General features: G+C 65.8%; 11 protein-coding genes. 8 read left to right on the top strand and 3 right to left on the bottom strand.

Going from position 1 to position 19766, the window contains the following annotated elements:
• Nucleotides 1–27 precede the first annotated feature (27 nt).
• Together CHB97_RS13760 and CHB97_RS13755 are read left to right on the top strand one after the other, a co-directional pair.
• On the top strand, nucleotides 28–1239 hold the full coding sequence (locus CHB97_RS13760; RefSeq protein ID WP_089288667.1) for an aminotransferase class I/II-fold pyridoxal phosphate-dependent enzyme: 1212 nt from the start codon (nucleotides 28–30) through the stop codon (nucleotides 1237–1239).
• Between the two features lie 29 nt (nucleotides 1240–1268).
• Nucleotides 1269–3911: a DNA translocase FtsK gene (locus CHB97_RS13755; RefSeq protein ID WP_244559533.1), complete on the top strand. Its 2643-nt coding sequence runs from the start codon at nucleotides 1269–1271 to the stop codon at nucleotides 3909–3911.
• 159 nt (nucleotides 3912–4070) lie between these two features.
• Here CHB97_RS13755 and CHB97_RS13750 read toward each other — a convergent pair whose 3' ends face one another.
• Both CHB97_RS13750 and CHB97_RS13745 read right to left on the bottom strand, forming a co-directional pair.
• Nucleotides 4071–4739, bottom strand: coding sequence for a CoA pyrophosphatase (locus CHB97_RS13750; RefSeq protein WP_089288555.1), 669 nt, complete (start codon nucleotides 4737–4739; stop codon nucleotides 4071–4073).
• On the bottom strand, nucleotides 4691–5278 hold the full coding sequence (locus CHB97_RS13745; protein WP_089288554.1) for a DUF1285 domain-containing protein: 588 nt from the start codon (nucleotides 5276–5278) through the stop codon (nucleotides 4691–4693). The genes CHB97_RS13750 and CHB97_RS13745 overlap by 49 nt, the downstream gene beginning before the upstream one ends.
• Nucleotides 5279–5427: 149 nt before the next feature.
• Between CHB97_RS13745 and CHB97_RS13740 the strand changes: the two genes are divergently transcribed.
• The 5 genes from CHB97_RS13740 (at nucleotide 5428) to CHB97_RS13720 (ending at nucleotide 15096) form a co-directional block, all read left to right on the top strand.
• Nucleotides 5428–6444, top strand: coding sequence for a MoxR family ATPase (locus CHB97_RS13740; RefSeq protein WP_244559531.1), 1017 nt, complete (start codon nucleotides 5428–5430; stop codon nucleotides 6442–6444).
• A 13-nt stretch (nucleotides 6445–6457) separates the two neighbouring features.
• On the top strand, nucleotides 6458–7372 hold the full coding sequence (locus CHB97_RS13735; protein ID WP_089288553.1) for a DUF58 domain-containing protein: 915 nt from the start codon (nucleotides 6458–6460) through the stop codon (nucleotides 7370–7372).
• Between the two features lie 4 nt (nucleotides 7373–7376).
• Nucleotides 7377–10145 carry a DUF4159 domain-containing protein gene (locus CHB97_RS13730; protein ID WP_089288552.1) on the top strand — a complete coding sequence of 923 codons (2769 nt, stop codon included), beginning with the start codon at nucleotides 7377–7379 and terminating at the stop codon, nucleotides 10143–10145.
• Nucleotides 10142–12235: a hypothetical protein gene (locus CHB97_RS13725; RefSeq protein ID WP_089288551.1), complete on the top strand. Its 2094-nt coding sequence runs from the start codon at nucleotides 10142–10144 to the stop codon at nucleotides 12233–12235. Before CHB97_RS13730 ends, CHB97_RS13725 begins: the two co-directional genes overlap by 4 nt.
• A 656-nt stretch (nucleotides 12236–12891) precedes the next feature.
• A complete protein-coding gene (locus CHB97_RS13720; RefSeq protein WP_089288550.1) occupies nucleotides 12892–15096 on the top strand; it encodes a TonB-dependent receptor in 2205 nt (734 codons plus the stop codon).
• 185 nt (nucleotides 15097–15281) lie between these two features.
• On the opposite strand, the gene CHB97_RS13715 is transcribed toward CHB97_RS13720, so the two are convergent.
• Nucleotides 15282–16874: a sodium:solute symporter gene (locus CHB97_RS13715; protein WP_089288549.1), complete on the bottom strand. Its 1593-nt coding sequence runs from the start codon at nucleotides 16872–16874 to the stop codon at nucleotides 15282–15284.
• Nucleotides 16875–17181: 307 nt separating this feature from the next.
• On the opposite strand from CHB97_RS13715, the gene CHB97_RS13710 reads away from it, so the two are divergent.
• On the top strand, nucleotides 17182–19641 hold the full coding sequence (locus CHB97_RS13710; protein WP_200819945.1) for a TonB-dependent receptor domain-containing protein: 2460 nt from the start codon (nucleotides 17182–17184) through the stop codon (nucleotides 19639–19641).
• The last annotated feature ends 125 nt before the right edge of the window (nucleotides 19642–19766 follow it).

Below are 19766 nucleotides of genomic sequence, written 5' to 3'. Positions count from 1 at the left end.
ATGCGTGAAGCGGACACGGGTGCTGTGATGCCCGCCCTTAATGACAGGCTGGGCGGCCTCAGCGATTATCCTTTCCCCCGGCTGGCGGCCTTGCTGGCCGATGTGAAGCCGCGTGCCAACACGCCCCCCACCATCCTGACGATTGGGGAGCCGCAGAACCAGCCGCCCGCCCTGATGCTGGAAGCGATGGCGGCGGCGTCCACCCTGTGGGGCAAATATCCGCCCGTGGCCGGCACACCGGAATTCCGCGCCGCCGTCTCTGCCTGGCTGAACCGGCGTTACCAACTGCCCCCCGGCATGGTGGAGGCCGACAGCGCCATCCTGCCGGTCAGCGGCACGCGCGAAGCGCTCTATCTGCTGGCCCAGATGGTGGTGCCGGCGGAGAAGGCGGGCAGGAAGCCGGTGGTGCTGATCCCCAACCCGTTCTACGCCGTCTATCAGGGCGCGGCCGTGATGGCCGGGGCCGAACCGGTCTTCCTGAATGGCACGCGCGAAACCGGCTTCCTGCCCGATCTGGATGCGGTGCCAGAGGAGACCTGGGCGCGGACATCGCTGTTCTATCTCTGCACCCCCGCCAACCCGCAAGGGGCCGTGGCCAGCCTGGATTATCTGAAGCGCGCCATCACCCTGGCGCGAACCTTCGGATTCGTGCTGGCCATCGATGAATGCTATGCGGAGCTGTGGGACAAGGCGCCGCCGCCGGGCGGGCTGGAAGCGGCGCTGGCCCTGGGGGGCAGTCTCTCCAACCTGCTGGTTTTCCATTCGCTGTCGAAACGGTCCAGTGCGGCTGGGCTTCGTTCCGGTTTCGTAGCGGGTGATACGGATTTAATCCGCACATTTACCCGCTTGCGTAACTATTCCCTGCCGGGGGTGCCGCTGCCATCCATGGCGGCAGCCACCGCGCTTTGGCAGGATGAAACGCATGTGGAACTGAACCGGCAGCTGTACCGTGCCAATATCGATGCGGCGGAGGCGGCCCTGGCCGGAAGGCTGGGCTTTTACCGCCCCGATGGCGGCTTCTTCCTGTGGCTGGATGTCGGCGATGCCTGCGGCAGCGGGGAGGAAGCGGCCCGGCGCCTGTGGCAGGAAGGGGCGATCCGGGTGCTGCCCGGTGCCTATCTGACCCAGCCGGACGCCACCGGCTATAATCACGGGCATCGCTATATCCGCGTCGCCCTGGTGCATGATACCGAAACCATGGCCCGGTCGCTGGACCAGCTGGGCCGCATCCTGGCCTGACCCATCCGGTTTGGAAGCAGCAAGAGAGCATGATGTCGAGCCGCCCCGCCCCCCGTTCCCCCCAGACCGGCCGCCCCACCGGGCCACGCGGTGCGGCCCCCGGTCCGGCTGCTGCCCCCGCACCGGCACGCGGCCTTTCCAAGGGGCGGCTGCTGCCGGAAGGCACGCTGGTGTTTTTGAAGCGCCGGCTGCGGGAAGCGGGCGGGCTTGGCATTCTCGGGTTCGCCCTGGCCCTGTCGGCCGCCCTGGCCAGCTATAATTCCCGCGACCCTTCCTTCAGCACGGCCGTGCCGAACGAGGCGGCGCTGGTGCGCAACATGTTGGGCCTGCCCGGCGCCTATACGGCCGATCTGCTGTGGCAGACGCTGGGTTTTGCCGCTTTCAGCATCGTTTTCATCGCCGGGGGCTGGGGCCTGTCGCTGCTGCGGCATCGGGCGATCCGGCAATGGCCCTGGCGGATTCTGGCCGCCATGCTGACCGTGCTGCTGTCGGCCATGCTGCTGATCGCCATCACCGGCGCGCCGGCCGCCGGGGGCAGTGCCGGGCTGATGCTGATCAACCCGCTGGCCCGGCTGGCGGGCGATCTGCTGGGGGTGCTGGCCCTGCCTGTGCTGGCGCTGACCCTGCTGCTGCCTTTCCTGCTGGCCCTGCTGGCCGCCCTGGGCATCCGCCTGTCCACCGCGCGGGACTGGCTGACGGATTTGCGCGGCTGGTGGAAGGCGCGCAAGGCGGCAGCTTCGGCAGCGCCCGCCCCCGCCACCCGTTGGACCGACGCCCCGGCCGACGATCATCCCACCGAAGCGCCGGCCGGCCTGCTGGCCCGCTGGCGAGACGGGCTGGCCGGGCTGAAGGCCCGCCTGCCCGGCCGTCGTGCAGCGACCCCGGTGGCGGCCCCCATTTCCAGCGGCAGCCGCGCGGCGCCGAGCTTCGGCACGATGCCGCCGGTCGCCACCGATGAACTGCCCCTGGCCGCACCCCCGCCGCCGCCGGCCCCCGCCGCCCCCGCGTCCAGCGGGGCAGAGGAACGCCGCCGCCCGGCCCCGGTGGTGGAACGCGGGCCCAAGCCCATCCTGCCGGACGTGGCCCGCAAGATGGAAAAGGCCCGCCAGCCCGGCCTGCCGATGGAAGCGGAAATCCGCGGCGACCATGAATTGCCGCCGGTCGACATCATGCAGATGCCGCCCCCCGGCATCGGCCCCGCCATGGATGAGGCGGCGATCCAGCGCAATGCGGAGATGCTGGAGACGGTGCTGGATGATTTCGGCGTGCGCGGGCAGATCGTGAAGGTCAGCCCCGGCCCGGTGGTGACCCTGTATGAGCTGGAACCCGCCCCCGGCGTGAAGTCCGCCCGCGTCATCGGTCTGGCCGATGATATTGCCCGGTCGATGAGTGCGGTGTCGGTGCGTGTGGCCGTGGTACCGGGCCGCAATGTCATCGGCATTGAAATGCCCAACCAGCGGCGCGAAACGGTTTACCTGCGCGAATTGCTGATGTCGGACGCCTATGAGAAGAGCCAGCAGAAACTGGCCCTGATCCTGGGCAAGGATATTGGCGGCGGGCCGATCATCGCCGATCTGGCCCGGATGCCGCACCTGCTGGTGGCTGGCACCACCGGTTCGGGCAAATCGGTGGCCATCAATACCATGATCCTGTCGCTGCTCTACCGGCTGCCGCCGGACAAGTGCCGCTTCATCATGGTCGATCCCAAGATGCTGGAACTGTCCATTTATGAAGGCATTCCGCACCTGCTGGCCCCCGTCGTCACCGATCCGAAAAAGGCGGTGGTGGCGCTGAAATGGGCAGTGCGGGAGATGGAGGACCGCTACCGCAACATGTCCAAGCTGCAGGTGCGCAATATTGACGGCTATAATGCCCGCCTGCGCGAAGCCCGGCAGAATGGGGAGATCCTCACCCGCCGGGTGCAGACCGGTTTTGACCCCGATACCGGCAAGCCGATTTTCGAGGAACATCCGCTCGACCTGACGGAACTGCCCTATATCGTTGTCATTGTTGACGAAATGGCCGACCTGATGCTGGTGGCCGGCAAGGATATCGAAGCCGCCATCCAGCGTCTGGCCCAGATGGCGCGTGCCGCCGGCATCCACCTGATCATGGCCACCCAGCGCCCGTCGGTGGATGTGATCACCGGCACCATCAAGGCCAATTTCCCCACCCGTATCAGCTTCCAGGTGACGTCGAAGATCGACAGCCGCACCATCCTGGGCGAACAGGGGGCCGAACAGCTTCTGGGCCAGGGCGACATGCTCTATATGGCCGGCGGCGGCCGCATCACCCGCGTGCATGGCCCCTTCGTCCGGGACGAGGAGGTGGAACAGGTGGTCCGCTTCCTGAAGGCTCAGGGCGAGCCCGCCTATGTCGATGCCGTCACCGAGGAAGAGGATGAAGAAGCCGGCGGCGGGGACGATGGCGGCAGCGGTGGCGGCGGTACCCTGGCCACCGGCGATGATCTCTATGATCAGGCCGTGGCGGTGGTGACGAAGGAGGGCAAGGCCTCCACCAGCTTCATCCAGCGCCATCTGCGCATCGGCTATAACTCCGCCGCCCGCCTGATTGAACGGATGGAAAAGGAAGGCGTGATCAGCAAGGCCAACCATGCCGGCAAACGCGAAGTGCTGGCCCGCAATATCGATGATAATGAACGGGTGAATTAGCGCCGGGTGCGTTTAAACGGAAACGCACCCGGCGCTAAACCCTTGTTCAGCGAGCGGATTCACGCTCCAAAGCGATTCCGCTTTTCCGCGATCCGCTCTAACGTCGGTTGGGCAGCGGCAGGGGGCACCACCCCCTGCTTAAGTACCAAGGCGGAAAGATCAGCCCTCCATCCCCTCCGCCAGCACCTCGCACAGGTTCACCAGCATTCCCGCCGTGGCCCCCCAGATATAGCGGTCGCCATAGGGGAAGGCCCAGAAATGGCGGATGGTGCCCTTGAACTCCCGCCCCTCCCGCTTGCGGTTGGCGGGGTTCAGGATGAAGGAGAGCGGCACCTCGAACACCGTATCCACCTCATAGGGATCGGGGTTCAGGATGAAGGGCGGGCGCACCAGCCCCACCACCGGCACCACGCGGTAACCGGTGCGGGTAATATAGGTGTCCAGATTGCCCAGCAGCTCAATATGGTGGCGGGGCAGGCCCACCTCCTCCTCCGTCTCCCGCAGGGCGGTGGCCTGGGGATTTTCATCCTCCGGCTCCACCCCGCCGCCGGGAAAGCTGATCTGGCCGGCATGGCTGGCCAGATGGGCGGTACGCTGGGTGAACAGGATGGTGAAACCATCCGGCCGGTCGACCAGCGGCACCAGCACGGCGGCATCCCGCAATTCGGCCGGGATCATCAGGCCGGGATTGCCATCCCCATCGCCGCGCACATCAATCAGGCGTGATGGTTGATGCCGGCGGCGCTGGAACACCGACCGGATGTCATTTTCGCCGATGCTCAGCCCTCCGGCATCGGCCCCAGTGGAAAGAACTCCCCCTTGCTCCATAACCCGATTTCGACCCCGCGCTCTGTCTCAACCGTTTCGGCCCGTTCGACCAGCTCATAGAAGACCGCACGGTTGATGCGTGCTTCCAAGGGCGTCGTCTCAGGCCCACGGATCAGGATATAGGGGTTCGGCTCCCCTGTCGCGGGGTCCGTTGATACCCGGATGGGATGATCCTTTCCGGCAGTGACCTCTTCATCCAGGTTGGTGCGGAAAATCAGTGTCTGATCACGGCCCTGGCCGGTGGCCTCCACCGCCACTGCGACAAAGGGCGCATCCTCCACCAGGATGCGCCCGCGTTCGGCCGGGGTGATCAGCCAGAAATCACCGGCCTCATCCCGTCGCAGCACGGTGGAAAACAGTTTCACCATCGCTGGGCGGCCGATGGGGCTGCCGTGATAGTACCAGGTGCCGTCACGGGCGATGCGGATATCATAGGCTTCGTCTTCCGCACTGGGGCCCTTGCGGGCACCAGCCAGCAGGCCGGCGGCCTGATCGGCAGAAACGGGGGACTTTGCCTTATTCTGCTTGCTTTCCGGCATGGTGGCATCAAACCATGTGGTAGAGGATGGGCAGGCGATGGCCTGCCCTATTGATAACATAGTCGTGACGGCTTGGTTCTGGTACCCACTGCACTTAAGTGGATTAAAGGGCCGCCGGCCTGCCGCCCCATTTCCGGTTTCAAGGGAAGATGATGGTAGACACCCTGGATTTCAGCCGTTCGACCGACCCCCAGGCCCTACTGCGGGAGGTGGAGGCGTTGGGCGTGAAGCTGGCGGCGGCGCGCGACGCCATCGGTCGGGTGATCTATGGCCAGCAACAGGCGATTGACCTGTCGCTGGTCACGCTGCTGGCCGGCGGGCATCTGCTGCTGATCGGCGTGCCGGGCTTGGCCAAGACGCGGCTGGTGGAAACGCTGGGCACGGTGATGGGGCTGGATGAACGCCGCATCCAATGCACGCCCGACCTGATGCCGGCCGATATTCTGGGCTCCGAAGTGCTGGAGGAAGGGCAGGATGGCCGCCGTTCCTTCCGCTTCATCCCCGGCCCGGTATTCAGCCAGTTGCTGATGGCCGACGAAATCAACCGCGCCAGCCCGCGCACCCAGTCGGCCCTGCTGCAGGCGATGCAGGAAGGGCGGGTCTCCGTCGCCGGGCATTATCACCCGCTGCCCCGCCCCTTCCATGTGCTGGCCACCCAGAACCCGCTGGAACAGGAAGGGACATACCCGCTGCCCGAGGCGCAGTTGGACCGGTTCCTGATTCAGGTGGATGTGGATTACCCGGATCGGGAGGCGGAACGCCGCATGATGATCGCCACCACCGGCGCCGATGCCGCCACCGCCCCGGCCGTGCTGACCCCGGTGGATTTGATGGCGGCACAGGCCCTGGTCCGCCGCATCCCGGTGGGCGACAGCGTGGTCGATGGCATTCTGGACATGGTACGCAATGCCCGCCCCGGTGACAGCAGCCTGGCCGCCGTGCGCCAGCATGTGGCCTGGGGCCCCGGCCCCCGCGCCTCGCAATCCCTGATGCTGGCCGCCCGCGCCCGTGCCCTGCTGGAGGGGCGGCTGACGCCCTCGCTGGATGATGTGGTGGAACTGGCGGGGCCGGTGCTGCGTCACCGCATGGCGCTGAATTTCTCCGCCCGCGCCGACGGGGTGACGCTGGACGATGTGATCGACCAGCTCTGCGCGCCGCTGCGCTGACGGCGGTTTGCCCATGGCCCCCCGCCTGCCCTATGATCACAGCGCCCAGGCGCTGCGCGCGCAACACCGGGCCGAGGATCTGGCGCTGGCCCTGCCGCCGCTGCTGGTTGCTGCCGAACGGGTGGCGGCCAGCGTGGCCCAGGGGGCCCATGGCCGCCGCCGGGTGGGCACGGGCGAAACCTTCTGGCAGTTCCGCCGCTATCAGCCCGGTGACGCGCTGACGCGGGTGGATTGGCGGCAATCCGCCAAGACCGCGCATATTTTCGTGCGGGAAAATGAGTGGGAGGCGGCGCAGACCGTCTGGCTGTGGCGCGATGACAGCCCGTCCATGCATTGGCGTTCCACCAAGGCGCTGCCCACCAAGCGGGAACGGGCCGACCTGCTGGCCCTGGCCCTATCGGTGCTGCTGGTGCGCGGCGGGGAGCGGGTGGCGCTGGCCGGCAGCGATGTGCCGCCCTCTGCCGCGCGCAGCATCATGCCCCGGCTGGCCCTCTGGCTGACGGGGCAGAGCGCGTACCACCAGGGCAGCGGCCTGCCGCCCGATGAACCTTTGCCGCGCCATGCCCGCGCCGTGCTGATCGGCGATCTGCTGGCCCCGCTGGACCCGGTGCGGGCTGCGGTGTCGCGGCTGGCCGGGCGGGGTGTGCGGGGCCATCTGGTACAGGTGCTGGACCCGGCGGAAGAAACCCTGCCCTTTGACGGGCGGGTGGAATTCCGCGGCCTGGAAGGCGAAGGCCGCCTTCTGGTGCCCAATGTGCAGGCGGTGCGCGAGGCCTATCGCGAAAAGCTGGCGGCCCAGCGCGATGGGCTGGCCGCCATTGCCCGTGCGGCTGGCTGGACGCTGACCCTGCACCGCACCGACAAGCCGCCGCAGACGGCCCTGTTGTCGCTCTGGTCGTCGCTGTCGGCGGCGACGGGGCTGGATTGAACCCATGCTGAGTTTCGGAACGCTCGCCTTTGCCGCCCCCTGGCTGCTGGTCCTGCTGGCAGGCTTGCCGCTGCTCTACTGGCTGCTGCGTGTCACGCCGCCCAACCCGCGGTCGGTCAGCTTCCCGGCCCTGCGCCTGCTGCTGGACCTGTCGGCGCGGGAGGAAACGCCGGCCCGCACACCGCTTTGGCTGCTGATCCTGCGGCTGCTGCTGGCGGCGCTGGTGATCCTGGCGCTGGCCCGCCCGCTGCTGAACCCCGCCGCCGATCTGCCGGGCGGCGGGCCGCTATTGCTGGTGGTGGATGATGGCTGGGCGGCGGCGCGCGACTGGCCGGCGCGGCAACAGGGCATGGAACGGTTGCTGGCCCAGGCCGACCGCCAGGGCCGTAGCGTAGCGATCCTGACCACCGCCCAAGCCGCCAATGGCGATGCCCCTGCCCTGCGCGGGCCGATGGCGGTGGGCGATGCCCGCGCGCTGGCCCAATCGCTGCGGCCCAGCCCCTGGGCCACCGACCGCGCGGCCGCCACCAAGGCGCTGGATGCATTCCGCCCCGATGGGTCGCCCTATATCGCCTATCTCAGCGATGGCATTGCCGCATCGGGCAATGATACCGCCACGGCGGGTTTGATCGCCCGGCTGCGCCAGTTTGGTGCCATGTCGGTGCTGGCGGATGGGGCCGAACGCCCGGCCCTGCTGCTGCGCCCGCCGCAGGATGATGGAACCGGGCTGGTGGTGACGGTGGAACGCTCCCAGGCGGACCTGCCGCAACCGGTTTTGCTGCGGGCACTGGGCGAGGATGGGCGGCTGCTCAACAGCGTGGATATCCTGTTTGCCGCTGGCGAACAGCGTAAGCAGGTGAAGCTGGACCTGCCCACCGAACTGCGCAACCAGCTTTCCAGCCTGCGGCTGGAGGGCCAGGAAACGGCGGGGGCCGTGGTGCTGCTGGATGAACGCTGGCGCCGCCGCCCGGTGGGGCTGGTGTCCGGCAATGCGGCGGGGGAAACGCCGCTGCTGTCTGATCTCTATTATCTGGACAAGGCGCTGGCCCCCTTTGCGGAGGTGCGGCGCGGCGATATTGGCAAGCTGCTGGACCGCGATCTGGCGGTGTTGATCCTGGCCGATGTCGGTAACCTGTCAGAGGCCGAATCGGCCCGGCTGGAAGCCTGGATGCAGCAGGGCGGTGTGCTGCTGCGCTTTGCCGGCCCGCGTCTGGCGCAGAATGCCGACCGGCTGGTGCCGGTGTTCCTGCGCGCCGGTGACCGCGCGCTAGGGGGTGCCTTGTCGTGGGAGGAGCCGGCGCGGCTGGCCCCCTTTGCCGAAGACAGCCCCTTTGCCGGCCTGCCCGTGCCCGATGATGTGACGGTAAAACGCCAAGTGCTGGCCGAGCCCTCCGTCGATCTAGCCGGGCGCACCTGGGCCCGGCTGGCCGATGGCACGCCGCTGGTGACGGGGGAACGCAAGGGGCGGGGGGCGCTGGTGCTGGTGCATACCAGTGCCGGGCCGGAATGGTCCAATCTGGCCCTGTCCGGTCTTTATGTCGATATGCTGCGCCGGCTGGTGGCGCTGTCCGCCGGGGTGGCCGGTGGGGATCAGGTGGGCACCCTGCCGCCGCAACAGGTGCTGGATGGTTTCGGCCATCTGACCCCGCCGCCGGCCACCGCCTTCCCCGTCGCCGCCAAGGCGCTGGCGGCGGCCCCGGCGGGGGGCTTGCCCGGCCCGTCGCATCCGCCCGGTTTTTATGGCACCGCCGATGCCCGGCAGGTGTTGAACCTGTCGCCCGCCGTACCGGCGCTGACCGCCATCGACCCGCTGCTGGCGGGGCTGCCGCGCACGCTTTACGCGGGCGGGGGTGAGAGAGATTTGATGCCGACTCTGCTGACCCTGGCGCTGATCCTGGGCCTGATCGACCTGCTGGCCGGCCTGTGGCTGCGCGGCCTGCTGCCGCGTGCGTCCGGCCTGCGCCGCGCCGCGCCGCTGGCCTTGTTGCTGCTGGGCGTGTCGCTGGCGCTGCCGTTGCCGCGGGCGGATGCCCAGCCGTCCGTTCGTCCCGCCAGCACCCCGGATGAAAAGGCGGTGCAGGCGGCCAATGCCAATTGGCTGGCCTATGTCCGCACCGGTGACAATCTGGTGGATAATACCAGCCGTGCCGGGCTGGAAGGGCTGGCCCGCGCGCTGGATGAGCGTACGGCGATCGAGGTGGCGGGCGCCATGCCGATCGACCTGGAAACGGACGAACTGGCCTTTTACACCCTGATCTATTGGCCGCTGACCGACGGGCAGACCAGCCTGTCCGACCCGGTGCGGGAAAAGCTGAACCGCTATATGCGCCAGGGCGGCATGGTGCTGGTGGATACACGCGCCGGCGGTGCTGGCAATGGCCGCGGCCCCGGCGGTACGGCGCTGGAGGCGCTGTTGAAAGGGTTGGATATCCCCCCCCTGGCCCCGGTGGGGCCGGACCATGTGCTAACCCGCGCCTTTTATCTGCTGAATGATTTTCCCGGCCGCTATGCCGGTGGGGAACTCTGGGCGGAGGCGCAGGAAGACCAGATGAATGACGGGGTATCCGGCATCATCATCGGTGCCAATGACTGGGCATCGGCCTGGGCGGTGGATGAAGGCGGGCGACCGCTGAACGCCATGGCCTCGGGGTCCGAACGGCAGCGGGAAATGGCCATCCGCACCGGCATCAATTTCGTGATGTATGCCATGACCGGCAATTACAAGGCCGATCAGGTGCATGTGCCGGCGATCCTGGAAAGGCTGGGGCAATGAACGGCACCGCCATCGCGCTTGATCCGCTGATCCCGCTGGGTTTGCTGCTGGCCCTGGCCACCATCGCCCTGATCCTGTCCGCCTATGCGCTCTGGCGGCGGGCGCGGGGGGCTTGGCTGCGGCTGGGCGGCTTCGCCGTCATCCTGCTGGCCCTGCTGAACCCCGCCTGGGTGGAGGAAAAGCGGGAGCCGATCAAGGATGTCGCCGTCATCGTGCTGGACCAGTCGCCCAGCCAGAAGATCGGCGACCGCATGGCGCGCGGGGAAAAGGCCCTGGCCGACTTACAGCAACACCTGCAACGCTACACCGACCTGGATGTCCGCGTGGTGCGCAGCCAGTCCGCCGATGGGCCGGACGGGGCCGCCGTGGATGAAACACGGTTGATGGAGGCGATGACCCGCGCCGTGGCCGATGTGCCGCGCCGCCGCATCGCCGGTGCCGTGCTGATCACCGATGGGCAGGTGCATGATGTGGCGGCCAGCCTGCCGGGGCTGGCCGGCTTCGGCCCCGTGCATACGCTGCTGACGGGACAGAAGGATGAGGGCGACCGCCGCCTGACCATCGTGCAGGCCCCCAGCTTCGGCATTGTCGGCAAGGATGTCTCCGTCACCATCCGGGTGGATGACCTGCCGGGCGGCGGTGACGGGGCGGCCACCGTGCAACTGCACCGCGATGGGCAGCCGGCAGAGGAACTGACCGTGCCGGTGGGCCAGGAGGTGCCGCTGACCCTGCCGCTGTCGCATGGCGGGGTGAATGTCTTTGAACTGACGGTGGCGGCGGGGCCGCAGGAACTGACCCTGGCCAATAACAAGGCGGCCATTGTGGTCAATGGGGTGCGCGACCGGCTGCGGGTGCTGCTGGTCTCCGGTGAGCCCCATGCCGGGGAGCGCACCTGGCGCAACCTGCTGAAGGCCGATCCCTCGGTCGATTTGGTGCATTTCACCATTCTGCGCCCGCCGGAAAAGAATGATGGCACCCCCATCCGCGAATTGTCGCTGATCGCCTTCCCGATCCGCGAGCTGTTTGAGATGAAGCTGTCGGAATTCGACCTGATCATCTTCGACCGCTATAAAAAGCGCGGTGTGATCAACAACATGTATCTGGCGAATATCGCCGAATATGTGGAAAAGGGCGGGGCCTTCCTGGAAGCCAGCGGGCCGACCTTCGCCACGCCGCTCTCGCTCTATCGTTCGCCGTTGGGGACCGTGCTGCCGGGGGAACCGACGGGGCAGGTGATTGAAAAACCCTTCACGCCCAGCGTCACCGATCTGGGCCGCCGCCATCCGGTGACAGCAGGGCTGACCGATGCGGCGGACGGGGTGGGCCCATGGGGCCGCTGGTTCCGCCAGATCGACGTGACCGCCGACCGGGGGGCCACAGTGATGGCCGGGGCCGATGGCCGCCCGCTGCTGATCCTGGACCGGGTGGGACAGGGGCGGGTGGCGCAACTGGCGTCGGATCAGATCTGGCTCTGGTCACGCGGTTATGAAGGCGGCGGGCCCCAGGCCGAGCTGCTGCGCCGGCTGGCCCATTGGCTGATGAAAGAGCCGGAGCTGGAAGAAAACGACCTGCGCACCGCCGTGGATGGCAGCCGCATCACCATCACCCGCCGTTCGCTGGAACCGGACACGCGGCCCGTCCGCGTCACCTCGCCTTCCGATGTGGAACGTGAGGTGGCGATGCGCGAGACCGGTGACGGGCTGGCGAGTGCCAGCCTGGCCGCCACGGAACCCGGCATCTGGCGGGTGACGGATGGGGAGCGCACGGCATTGGCCGTGGTCGGCACCCTGAACCCGCCCGAACTGGCCGATATGCGCAGCACCACGGAAAAACTGGCCCCGGTGGCCAAGGCCACGGGCGGCGGTTTCTTCTGGCTGGCGCCTGATGGCGGGGCGGGGGAGATCCCCAGCGTGCGCCGCACCCGGCCCGACCGCGATCAGGCCGGATCGGGCTGGTTGGGCCTGCGCGCCAATGGGGATTACACGGTGACCGGCGTCACCCAGGTGCCGCTGCTGCCCGGCCTGCTGGTGCTGGCCGGCGTGCTGGGCCTGTTGCTGGCGGCCTGGCGGCGTGAAGGGCGGGGCGGGTAATATCAAGCTGTTGGCATGTTGGTACTATCGATGGATGGCAACAGAGTATCCCCTCTCGCTCGCACGAAATCGTAGCCATGAAATTTATGAACCTAATACCACCCCGCCCAAAGGTTGACCTTTAGGCGGATTGGAGGCCGGCGACTGCCAGCTCAGCACCTCGTGGCGCGTAAGCCAAGGGCGCGGATGCGCCCGCCCAGCGACTGAGGGAACGCAAAATCTCCCCAGATGGGTCACGATCAAGGGAGATTGGTATAAGTTTCTGGGTAAACACCGATAATGTTTCCAATTTTCCCAGAAGCGATATGAATTCGAGCAGATCGCCCGATTAATTGCCCGAAAACACAGCATTTTTATTGAAGAAGCGTTGTGCAGCCGCACCATATCCACGGTGCGGATAGGTGCCGCATCTCCGCTGATGATTCCATGCTATTTGGACCACAATTTTCGCATCCGAACGGGCATGGCGCCCGTTGGGCTGTCGCCATCCTTTATGGAGATAGCGCCATGCGGTTTTACGCGCCGACAGGGTAGGCCCAGCGCCCACCCCTGCCCCACCCTTGCCGCCTCCCCGGCAAGGGATACCCCCATTGAAACGGCCGCCAGAGGGCTGTTGCCAGCCTTCGCGCCATCTTGCGTTCAAGGAACCCCCTGTCATGGCCTTCCGGCACCCCCTGTCGCGGTCGCTGCTGCTGGCGACCGCCTTATCCAGCCTTGCCGTGCCCGCCCTGGCCCAGAATGCCGGGCCGATGCTGGATGAGATCATCGTCACCGCCCAGCGGCGCGAAACCGCCTTGCAGACCACCCCCGTTGCCATTTCCGCCCTGACGGCCGACGCGCTGGCCGACCAGCAGATCGGCAGTGCCGAAGACCTGACCAGCGTGGTGCCCAATCTGGTGCTGATGCCGGTGACGGCCAGCCGTTCCACCTTGCAGGTGGGCCTGCGCGGCGGGTCGGAACAGTCGGGCGGGCTGGTCACCTCCGAATCGGCGGTCGCTTTCTATGCCGATGATGTCTATCGCGGGCGGCTGGCTGGGTCGAACCTGGAACTGGCGGATATTGAGCGGATTGAGGTGCTGCGCGGGCCGCAGGGTACGCTTTATGGCCGTAACGCCTTTTCCGGCGCGGTGAAGATCGTCACCCGCACGCCAGGGGAAAAGCGCTGGGCCGAGGCGGCGGTGGGCGTGGGTTCCTATGACCAGCGCAAAGCCAGCGCGTCCATCGGCGGCGATGTGGTGGAAGGCACCCTGGGGGCCTCGCTCTCCGTGCTGTATAATGACCAGGATGGCTATGTGCATAACCAGGCGCTGGACCGCGATGTCTTCGGCCAACGCAATCTGGCCCTGCGCGGCAAGCTGCATTTCCATGGCAGTGACTGGTTGAAGGCCACCCTGACCGTCAGCCGCACCCAGGATGATAATGACGGCCCCGCCAACCTGATCCCGGTCGGCTGGGCGCGCACCTATCCGACCAAGGCCGCCAACCATGTCACCACCGGTGATGCGCGGCCGCTGGCTGGTGACGCCTATACCACCCTCTCCCCGGTGGTGCCGGATGGCTATACCGATCAGACGGCCGTGTCGCTGGATGTCAGCGCTGAGCTGGGCGACATGACCCTGCGGTCGATCACCGCCTTTGTGCGCACCGATGATGGTTTCCTGTTCGACATGTCGGGCGGCATCCGCGATGCCGATGGCAGCTATCGCGCCAATGGTCTGGTCCGCGATGCCAATAGCGACACCAACCAGTACAGCCAGGAACTGCAATTGCAGGGCGACGGGTTCGGCGGCGACCTGACCTGGATCACCGGCCTGTATTATTTCCGGGAAGAGAATCAGCAGACCTTCAAGGATGTGCTGGTGCTGGGCCCCGGCTTCTCCCTGCCCGTGCTGCCGCAGACCATCGACAGCACCACCAATTCCTATGCCGCCTTCGCCCAGGCCAGCTATCAGCTGACCGAACGGCTGTCGGTCACCGGCGGCCTGCGCTATACGCGCGATGAGAAGGAATTGAAGGGAACCATCCAGAACCGCCTGCCGCTCAGCCCCGGCCCGGCGGTGGCCCTGGTCTCGCTCTACCGCGATCCGTCTTTCGAGTCCTGGACACCCAAGGCGGGGCTGGATTTCAAGATTACGGACGATGTGTTCAGCTATCTCTCCGTCTCCCGCGGGTTCAAGGCCGGTGGCTTCAACGGGCTGGCCGTGGCCAACCCGGCCGTCTTCGGCACCGTCTATGGCCCGCAAACCGTCTGGGCCTATGAGGCGGGCCTGAAGGCCACCATGCTGGAGGGACGGCTGCGCACCAACCTGTCGGTCTATCGCAACGATCTTTCCGACCTGCAGCAGACCATCGAGATCGCCCCCAGTTCCTATGCCGTGCAGAATATCGGCGATTCGCGGGTCTATGGGGCGGAGCTGGAGGTCACCTTCATGCCCGTCGAAGGGCTGAACCTGTTCGCCAATCTGGGCCTGATGGATGATAAATACACCCATCTGGACCCGCTCTCCGATGCGGCGGTGGCCGGCGCCCGGCATCTGCCGCTGCTCACCCCCTGGACGGTGCAGACGGGCTTCACCTATGACACGCCGCGTTTCTGGCAGGATCGGGTGAAGCTGCGCCTGTCATCCAGCTATCAGCACCAGGCGGATTATTATTCCACCGTGGCCAACCTGCTGGAATCGAAGATGCCCGGCCTGATCAACGCCTCCATCGCGCTGCTGGATGGGGAAGAGGGCTGGAACATCACCTTTGCCGGCAAGAACCTGTCCAACAAGACCTATTTCACCACCGCCCCCACCAACGCCGCCATCGCCGTGGCCGAACCCCGGACCTGGAGCCTGACGGCAGGGTATAAGTTCTGAGTGTTTGTCCGGAAAGCGGCATTTCCTTTCAAAAGGTTAAATGCGCCTCCCTTTATCACCACCGTCACCCATGCTGCGGCCGGGGTGACGGTGATGTGAGCATGAACGTCTTGGAAATTCCCAATCCACCCCTGACCGGTCGCAAAAAAGAGGGGCGGGCACCACCACCCGCCCCCCAAAAAACCTTACCGGAACAGCCAGACGATCACCGCTGTCATCGCCAGCAGGGCCACCGCCTGCACCCGGTAGTTCTGCCAGAGCGGCCGGCCGGCCAGCGCGGTCGACTCGGCATCATAATCGGCCCGCGTCCACATCAAGGTTGCGGTCTTCTCCACCGGCGGCGGGGCCGTCAGCAGACTGGCGATAATCACCGCCGCGAGCGAGATGAAGAACAGCAGCGTTGCCGCCAGCAGGAAATGCAGCTGGATGCTGTGGGCGATCTGCACCCCGTGGAACAGCCAGCCACCGGCCAGCAGCCCCACCAGCACGCCGGCCCGGGCGCCGGCGACATTGGCGCGGCGCCAGAAGATGCCGGCCAGGAACAGGGCCACCACCGGCGGCACCGCATAGGCCAGTACGGCCTGCAGATATTGCCACAGCGTATCGGTCAGGTTTTCCACCACCGGCACCCAGGCCACCGCCAGCACCATGAAGGTGACGGTGGTGATCCGCCCGATTCGTACCAGCGACGCCTGGGAGACATCGGGGTTGAAGCGCCGCACGAAATCCATCGTCACCAGGGTGGAGGCGGAATTGAAGGTGCTGGCGATCGACGACATGATGGCCGCCAGGAAGCCCGCCACCACCAGCCCGATCACGCCCACCGGCAGCAGGTCGAAAATCAGCGTCGGATAGACCAGATCCGGCCGGTCCAGATGCGGATAGATCAGGATGGCAGCACTGCCCGGCAGCACCATCAGGAACAGCACCGGCAGTTTCAGCAGACCGGCAAACAGGCTGCCCCAGCGGCCATGATCCAGATTCTTGGCCGAGAGCACCCGCTGCACCATGAACTGATTGGTACACCAGAAATAAAGCCCGATCAGCGGCACCCCGGAAATCAACCCGGTCCAGGGCAGGTTGCTGTCATCGGCGGGGCGGATCAGGCTCATCTTCTCGGCCGGCACGGCGGCCATCACCGCATCCCAGCCGCCTGCCTTGTCAAAGGCGAAGATGGCCACGAAGATGGAGGCACCGCCCAGAATGACCGCCTGCACCACCTCCGTCACCAGCACGGCCTTCAGGCCGCCGGCCACGGTGTAGGCACCGGCCGCCAGTGCCAGCAGGCCGGCAATCTGCCACAGCGGCACATCGGGCAGGATCAGCTTGAACATCAAGGCACCGCCGAACAGCGTGCCCGCCGTATCCACCACGATATTGAGGAAAATGGTCAGGCCGGAGAAATAGAGCCGGATGGAACCATCATACCGACGTTCCAGGAACTCCGGCATCGTATAGACCTGACTGCGCAGGATCACCGGCAGCAGGAACAGGCAGAAAAAGACCAGCACGACGCTGGCCATCCATTCATAATTATAGACGGCAATCCCCGCCGCATAGGCCGCCCCCGCCAGACCGATCAGCGTGGTGGAGGAGATGTTGGAGGCCAGCAGCGCCAGCCCGATGGTGGGCCAGGTGGAACTGCGCGCCGCCAGGAAATAGTCGGTGGCCGTCGTCGCCTTGCGGGAGGCGAACAGCCCCAGGGCAACGACAGCCAGCAGATAAAGACCGATGATGGCGGCGTCCAGCCCCGCCAGGGTGACGTGACCCTGCAGCATCCTGCTCCTCCCGATATCGATTGTTGCTTTTTGACCTTGTGCGGACGGTAACGCCAGCCCAACAATCTTGCAATCGATTGCTTAACGATCAACATAAAATTCTGCCCGCAGAAGGCCCGGTATGTGGCGATTTCGCCATAGGTTGCTGCAACTGCGAAGATAGGTTTACCTTACCCTATCCCTAAGAATAGAAGATTTTGAATTTAGCATCTTGCAAACGATTGCGAGATTTCTATCATCATGGGTGACCGAGGGGACGGCAAGAAAGACCCAAGACCCCGCAGGTGATCCTTATGGGAGGAATAATATGAAGAAGTCCTTGCTGCGCGCGTCCGCGATGGGCGCCGCCCTCAGCGCGTTCGCCTTCACCGCCGCCTTTGCACAAGATGCCGCCCCGGCGGCCGGCACCACCCCGCCGCAGGAAGACGGGCTGCTGATGGACGAGATCGTCGTCACCGCCGTCGTCAGCCAGACCTCCAAGATGCGCTCCTCCGTCTCGGTCAGCGCGCTGTCGGCCGACGAGCTGTTGCAGGTCGCCCCGCGCAACACGGCGGAGATTTTCCGCAATATCCCCGGCATCCGTTCGGAAGCCAGTGGTGGCGAGGGCAATGCCAATATTGCTGTGCGCGGCCTGCCGGTCGCCTCGGGCGGGGCCAAGTTCCTGCAACTGCATGAAGATGGTTTGCCGGTGCTGGAATTCGGCGACATCTCCTTTGGTAATGCCGACATCTTCCTGCGCGCTGATGCCAATGTGGCGCGGGTGGAGGCCATCCGTGGTGGTTCCGCCTCCACGCTGGCCAGCAACTCACCGGGTGGCGTGATCAACTTCATCTCCAAGACCGGGGAGAAGGATGGCGGCTCGCTGGCCATCACCCGCGGCCTGGATTACGACACCACGCGCGGCGATTTCGATTTCGGCGGCCATATTGATGAGAATTGGCGCTTCCACATTGGCGGCTTCTACCGGGAAGGCGAAGGCCCGCGCAACGCCAACTACACGGCCGAATCGGGCGGTCAGGTGAAGGCCAACCTGACCCGGGAGTTCGAGAAGGGCTATGCGCGCGTCTATTTCAAATATCTGAATGACCGCGCCATCTCCTTCCTACCGCAGCCCATGCTGGTCAGCGGCAGCAACAGCGATCCGGATATCCGTTCCGTCCCCGGCCTGGACATGCGTGACCAGACGCTGCACAGCGCCCTGTTCCTGACCAATACCGGCCTGGACGGCAACAACAACCTGCGCACCAACAGCCTGAAGGACGGGATGCACCCCGTCTCCACCGCCGTGGGGGCAGAGTTCAAGTTCGATCTGGCCGAGGGTTGGAGCATCTTCAACAAGGTGCGCATGGCCCAGACCGATGGCGGCTTCGTCTCCATCTTCCCGATGCAGGTGACGGGCGCCCAGGCCCTGGCCACGGAAATTGGCGGGGCCGGTGCCAGCCTGCGCTATACCGACGGCACCCGCATTACCAACCCGTCGGCGCTGAATGGCAACGGCCTGGCCACCCGCGTGGCGCTGTTCGATGTCGATATCAATGATTTCAGCAACTTCGCCAATGACTTCAAGTTGACCCGCGCCATTGTGGCCGGTGACAGCACCATCGATCTGACCGCCGGTTACTACAAGGCACGCCAGAATATCGAGATGGACTGGGTCTGGAACTCCTATGTCATGGAAGTAAAGGGCGATAATGCCCGGCTGCTGGATGTGGTGGCCGCCGATGGCACCTTGCAGACCGCCGGCGGTCTGCTGGCCTATGGCGTGCCCTATTTCGGCAATTGCTGCACCCGGCGCTATGACGCGCAATATGACATTGATGCGCCCTATGTCTCCGCCGCGCTGGAAATGGGCCAGTGGAACATCGATGCCAGCCTGCGCCGTGACGAGGGCAAGGCGCGCGGTTCCTATACCGCTTCCCGGCAGGCACAGGTGGATGTGAACCGCGACGGCAGCATCTCCGTTCCGGAACGCAGCGTCTCCATCATCGATACGGCCAACCCGCAGCCGATCAATTATGATTGGGGTTACTGGTCCTGGTCGGTGGGTGCCAACTATATGATCAATCCCGACCTGTCGGTCTTTGCCCGCGCCAGCCGGGGCGGGCGCGCCAATGCTGACCGCCTGCTGTTCGGCCGCGTGCGGGCCGATGGCTCCGTCGCCACCGAAGATGCGGTGGATATGGTCAACCAGTATGAAGGCGGGGTGAAGTGGCGCGGCGACGGCATCAGCCTGTTTGCCACCGGCTTCTTCGCGAAGACGCAGGAGCAGAATTTCGAGGCGACCAGCCAGCGCTTCTTTGACCGCACCTATGAGGCCAAGGGCATCGAGCTGGAAGCCAGCTATCGTTACGAAGGTTTCGCGCTGACCGCCGGCGGCACCTGGACGGATGCGGAAATTTCCAAGGATGCGCTAACCCCGGCGCTGAAGGGCAACAAGCCCCGCCGTCAGGCCGATTTCATCTATCAGCTGACGCCGTCTTATTCCTACGACGTCTTCACAGTGGGGGCGAACATCATCGGCACCACCAAATCCTATGCCCAGGACAGCAATGAACTGGTGATGCCGGCCTATACCCAGGTCAACCTGTTCGCCGATTACGCCATCACCGAGGGGCTGGTCCTGTCGGTCAATGTCAACAACCTGTTCAATGCCAAGGGCCTGACGGAATCGGAAGAAGGGTCCATCACCGAGGGCCAGACCAACATCATCCGCGCCCGTTCCATCAACGGGCGCACCAGCACCGCCACGCTGAAATACACGTTCTGACACCCATCCAGGCCGGCCGGTCCCGTAACCCGGCCGGCCTGGATCAGAACGGGTTCCCGGCCAGGGGCCTATCCCCCTCCAACCTCTGCCCCTGGCCGGGTCTTTTTGTTGATTGCTTGATACCG

Origin of the sequence: Azospirillum sp. RU38E, from assembly GCF_900188385.1 — a bacterium.
In the GTDB taxonomy this organism is placed as follows: domain Bacteria; phylum Pseudomonadota; class Alphaproteobacteria; order Azospirillales; family Azospirillaceae; genus Niveispirillum.
This window is presented reverse-complemented; position numbering and strand designations above follow the sequence as displayed.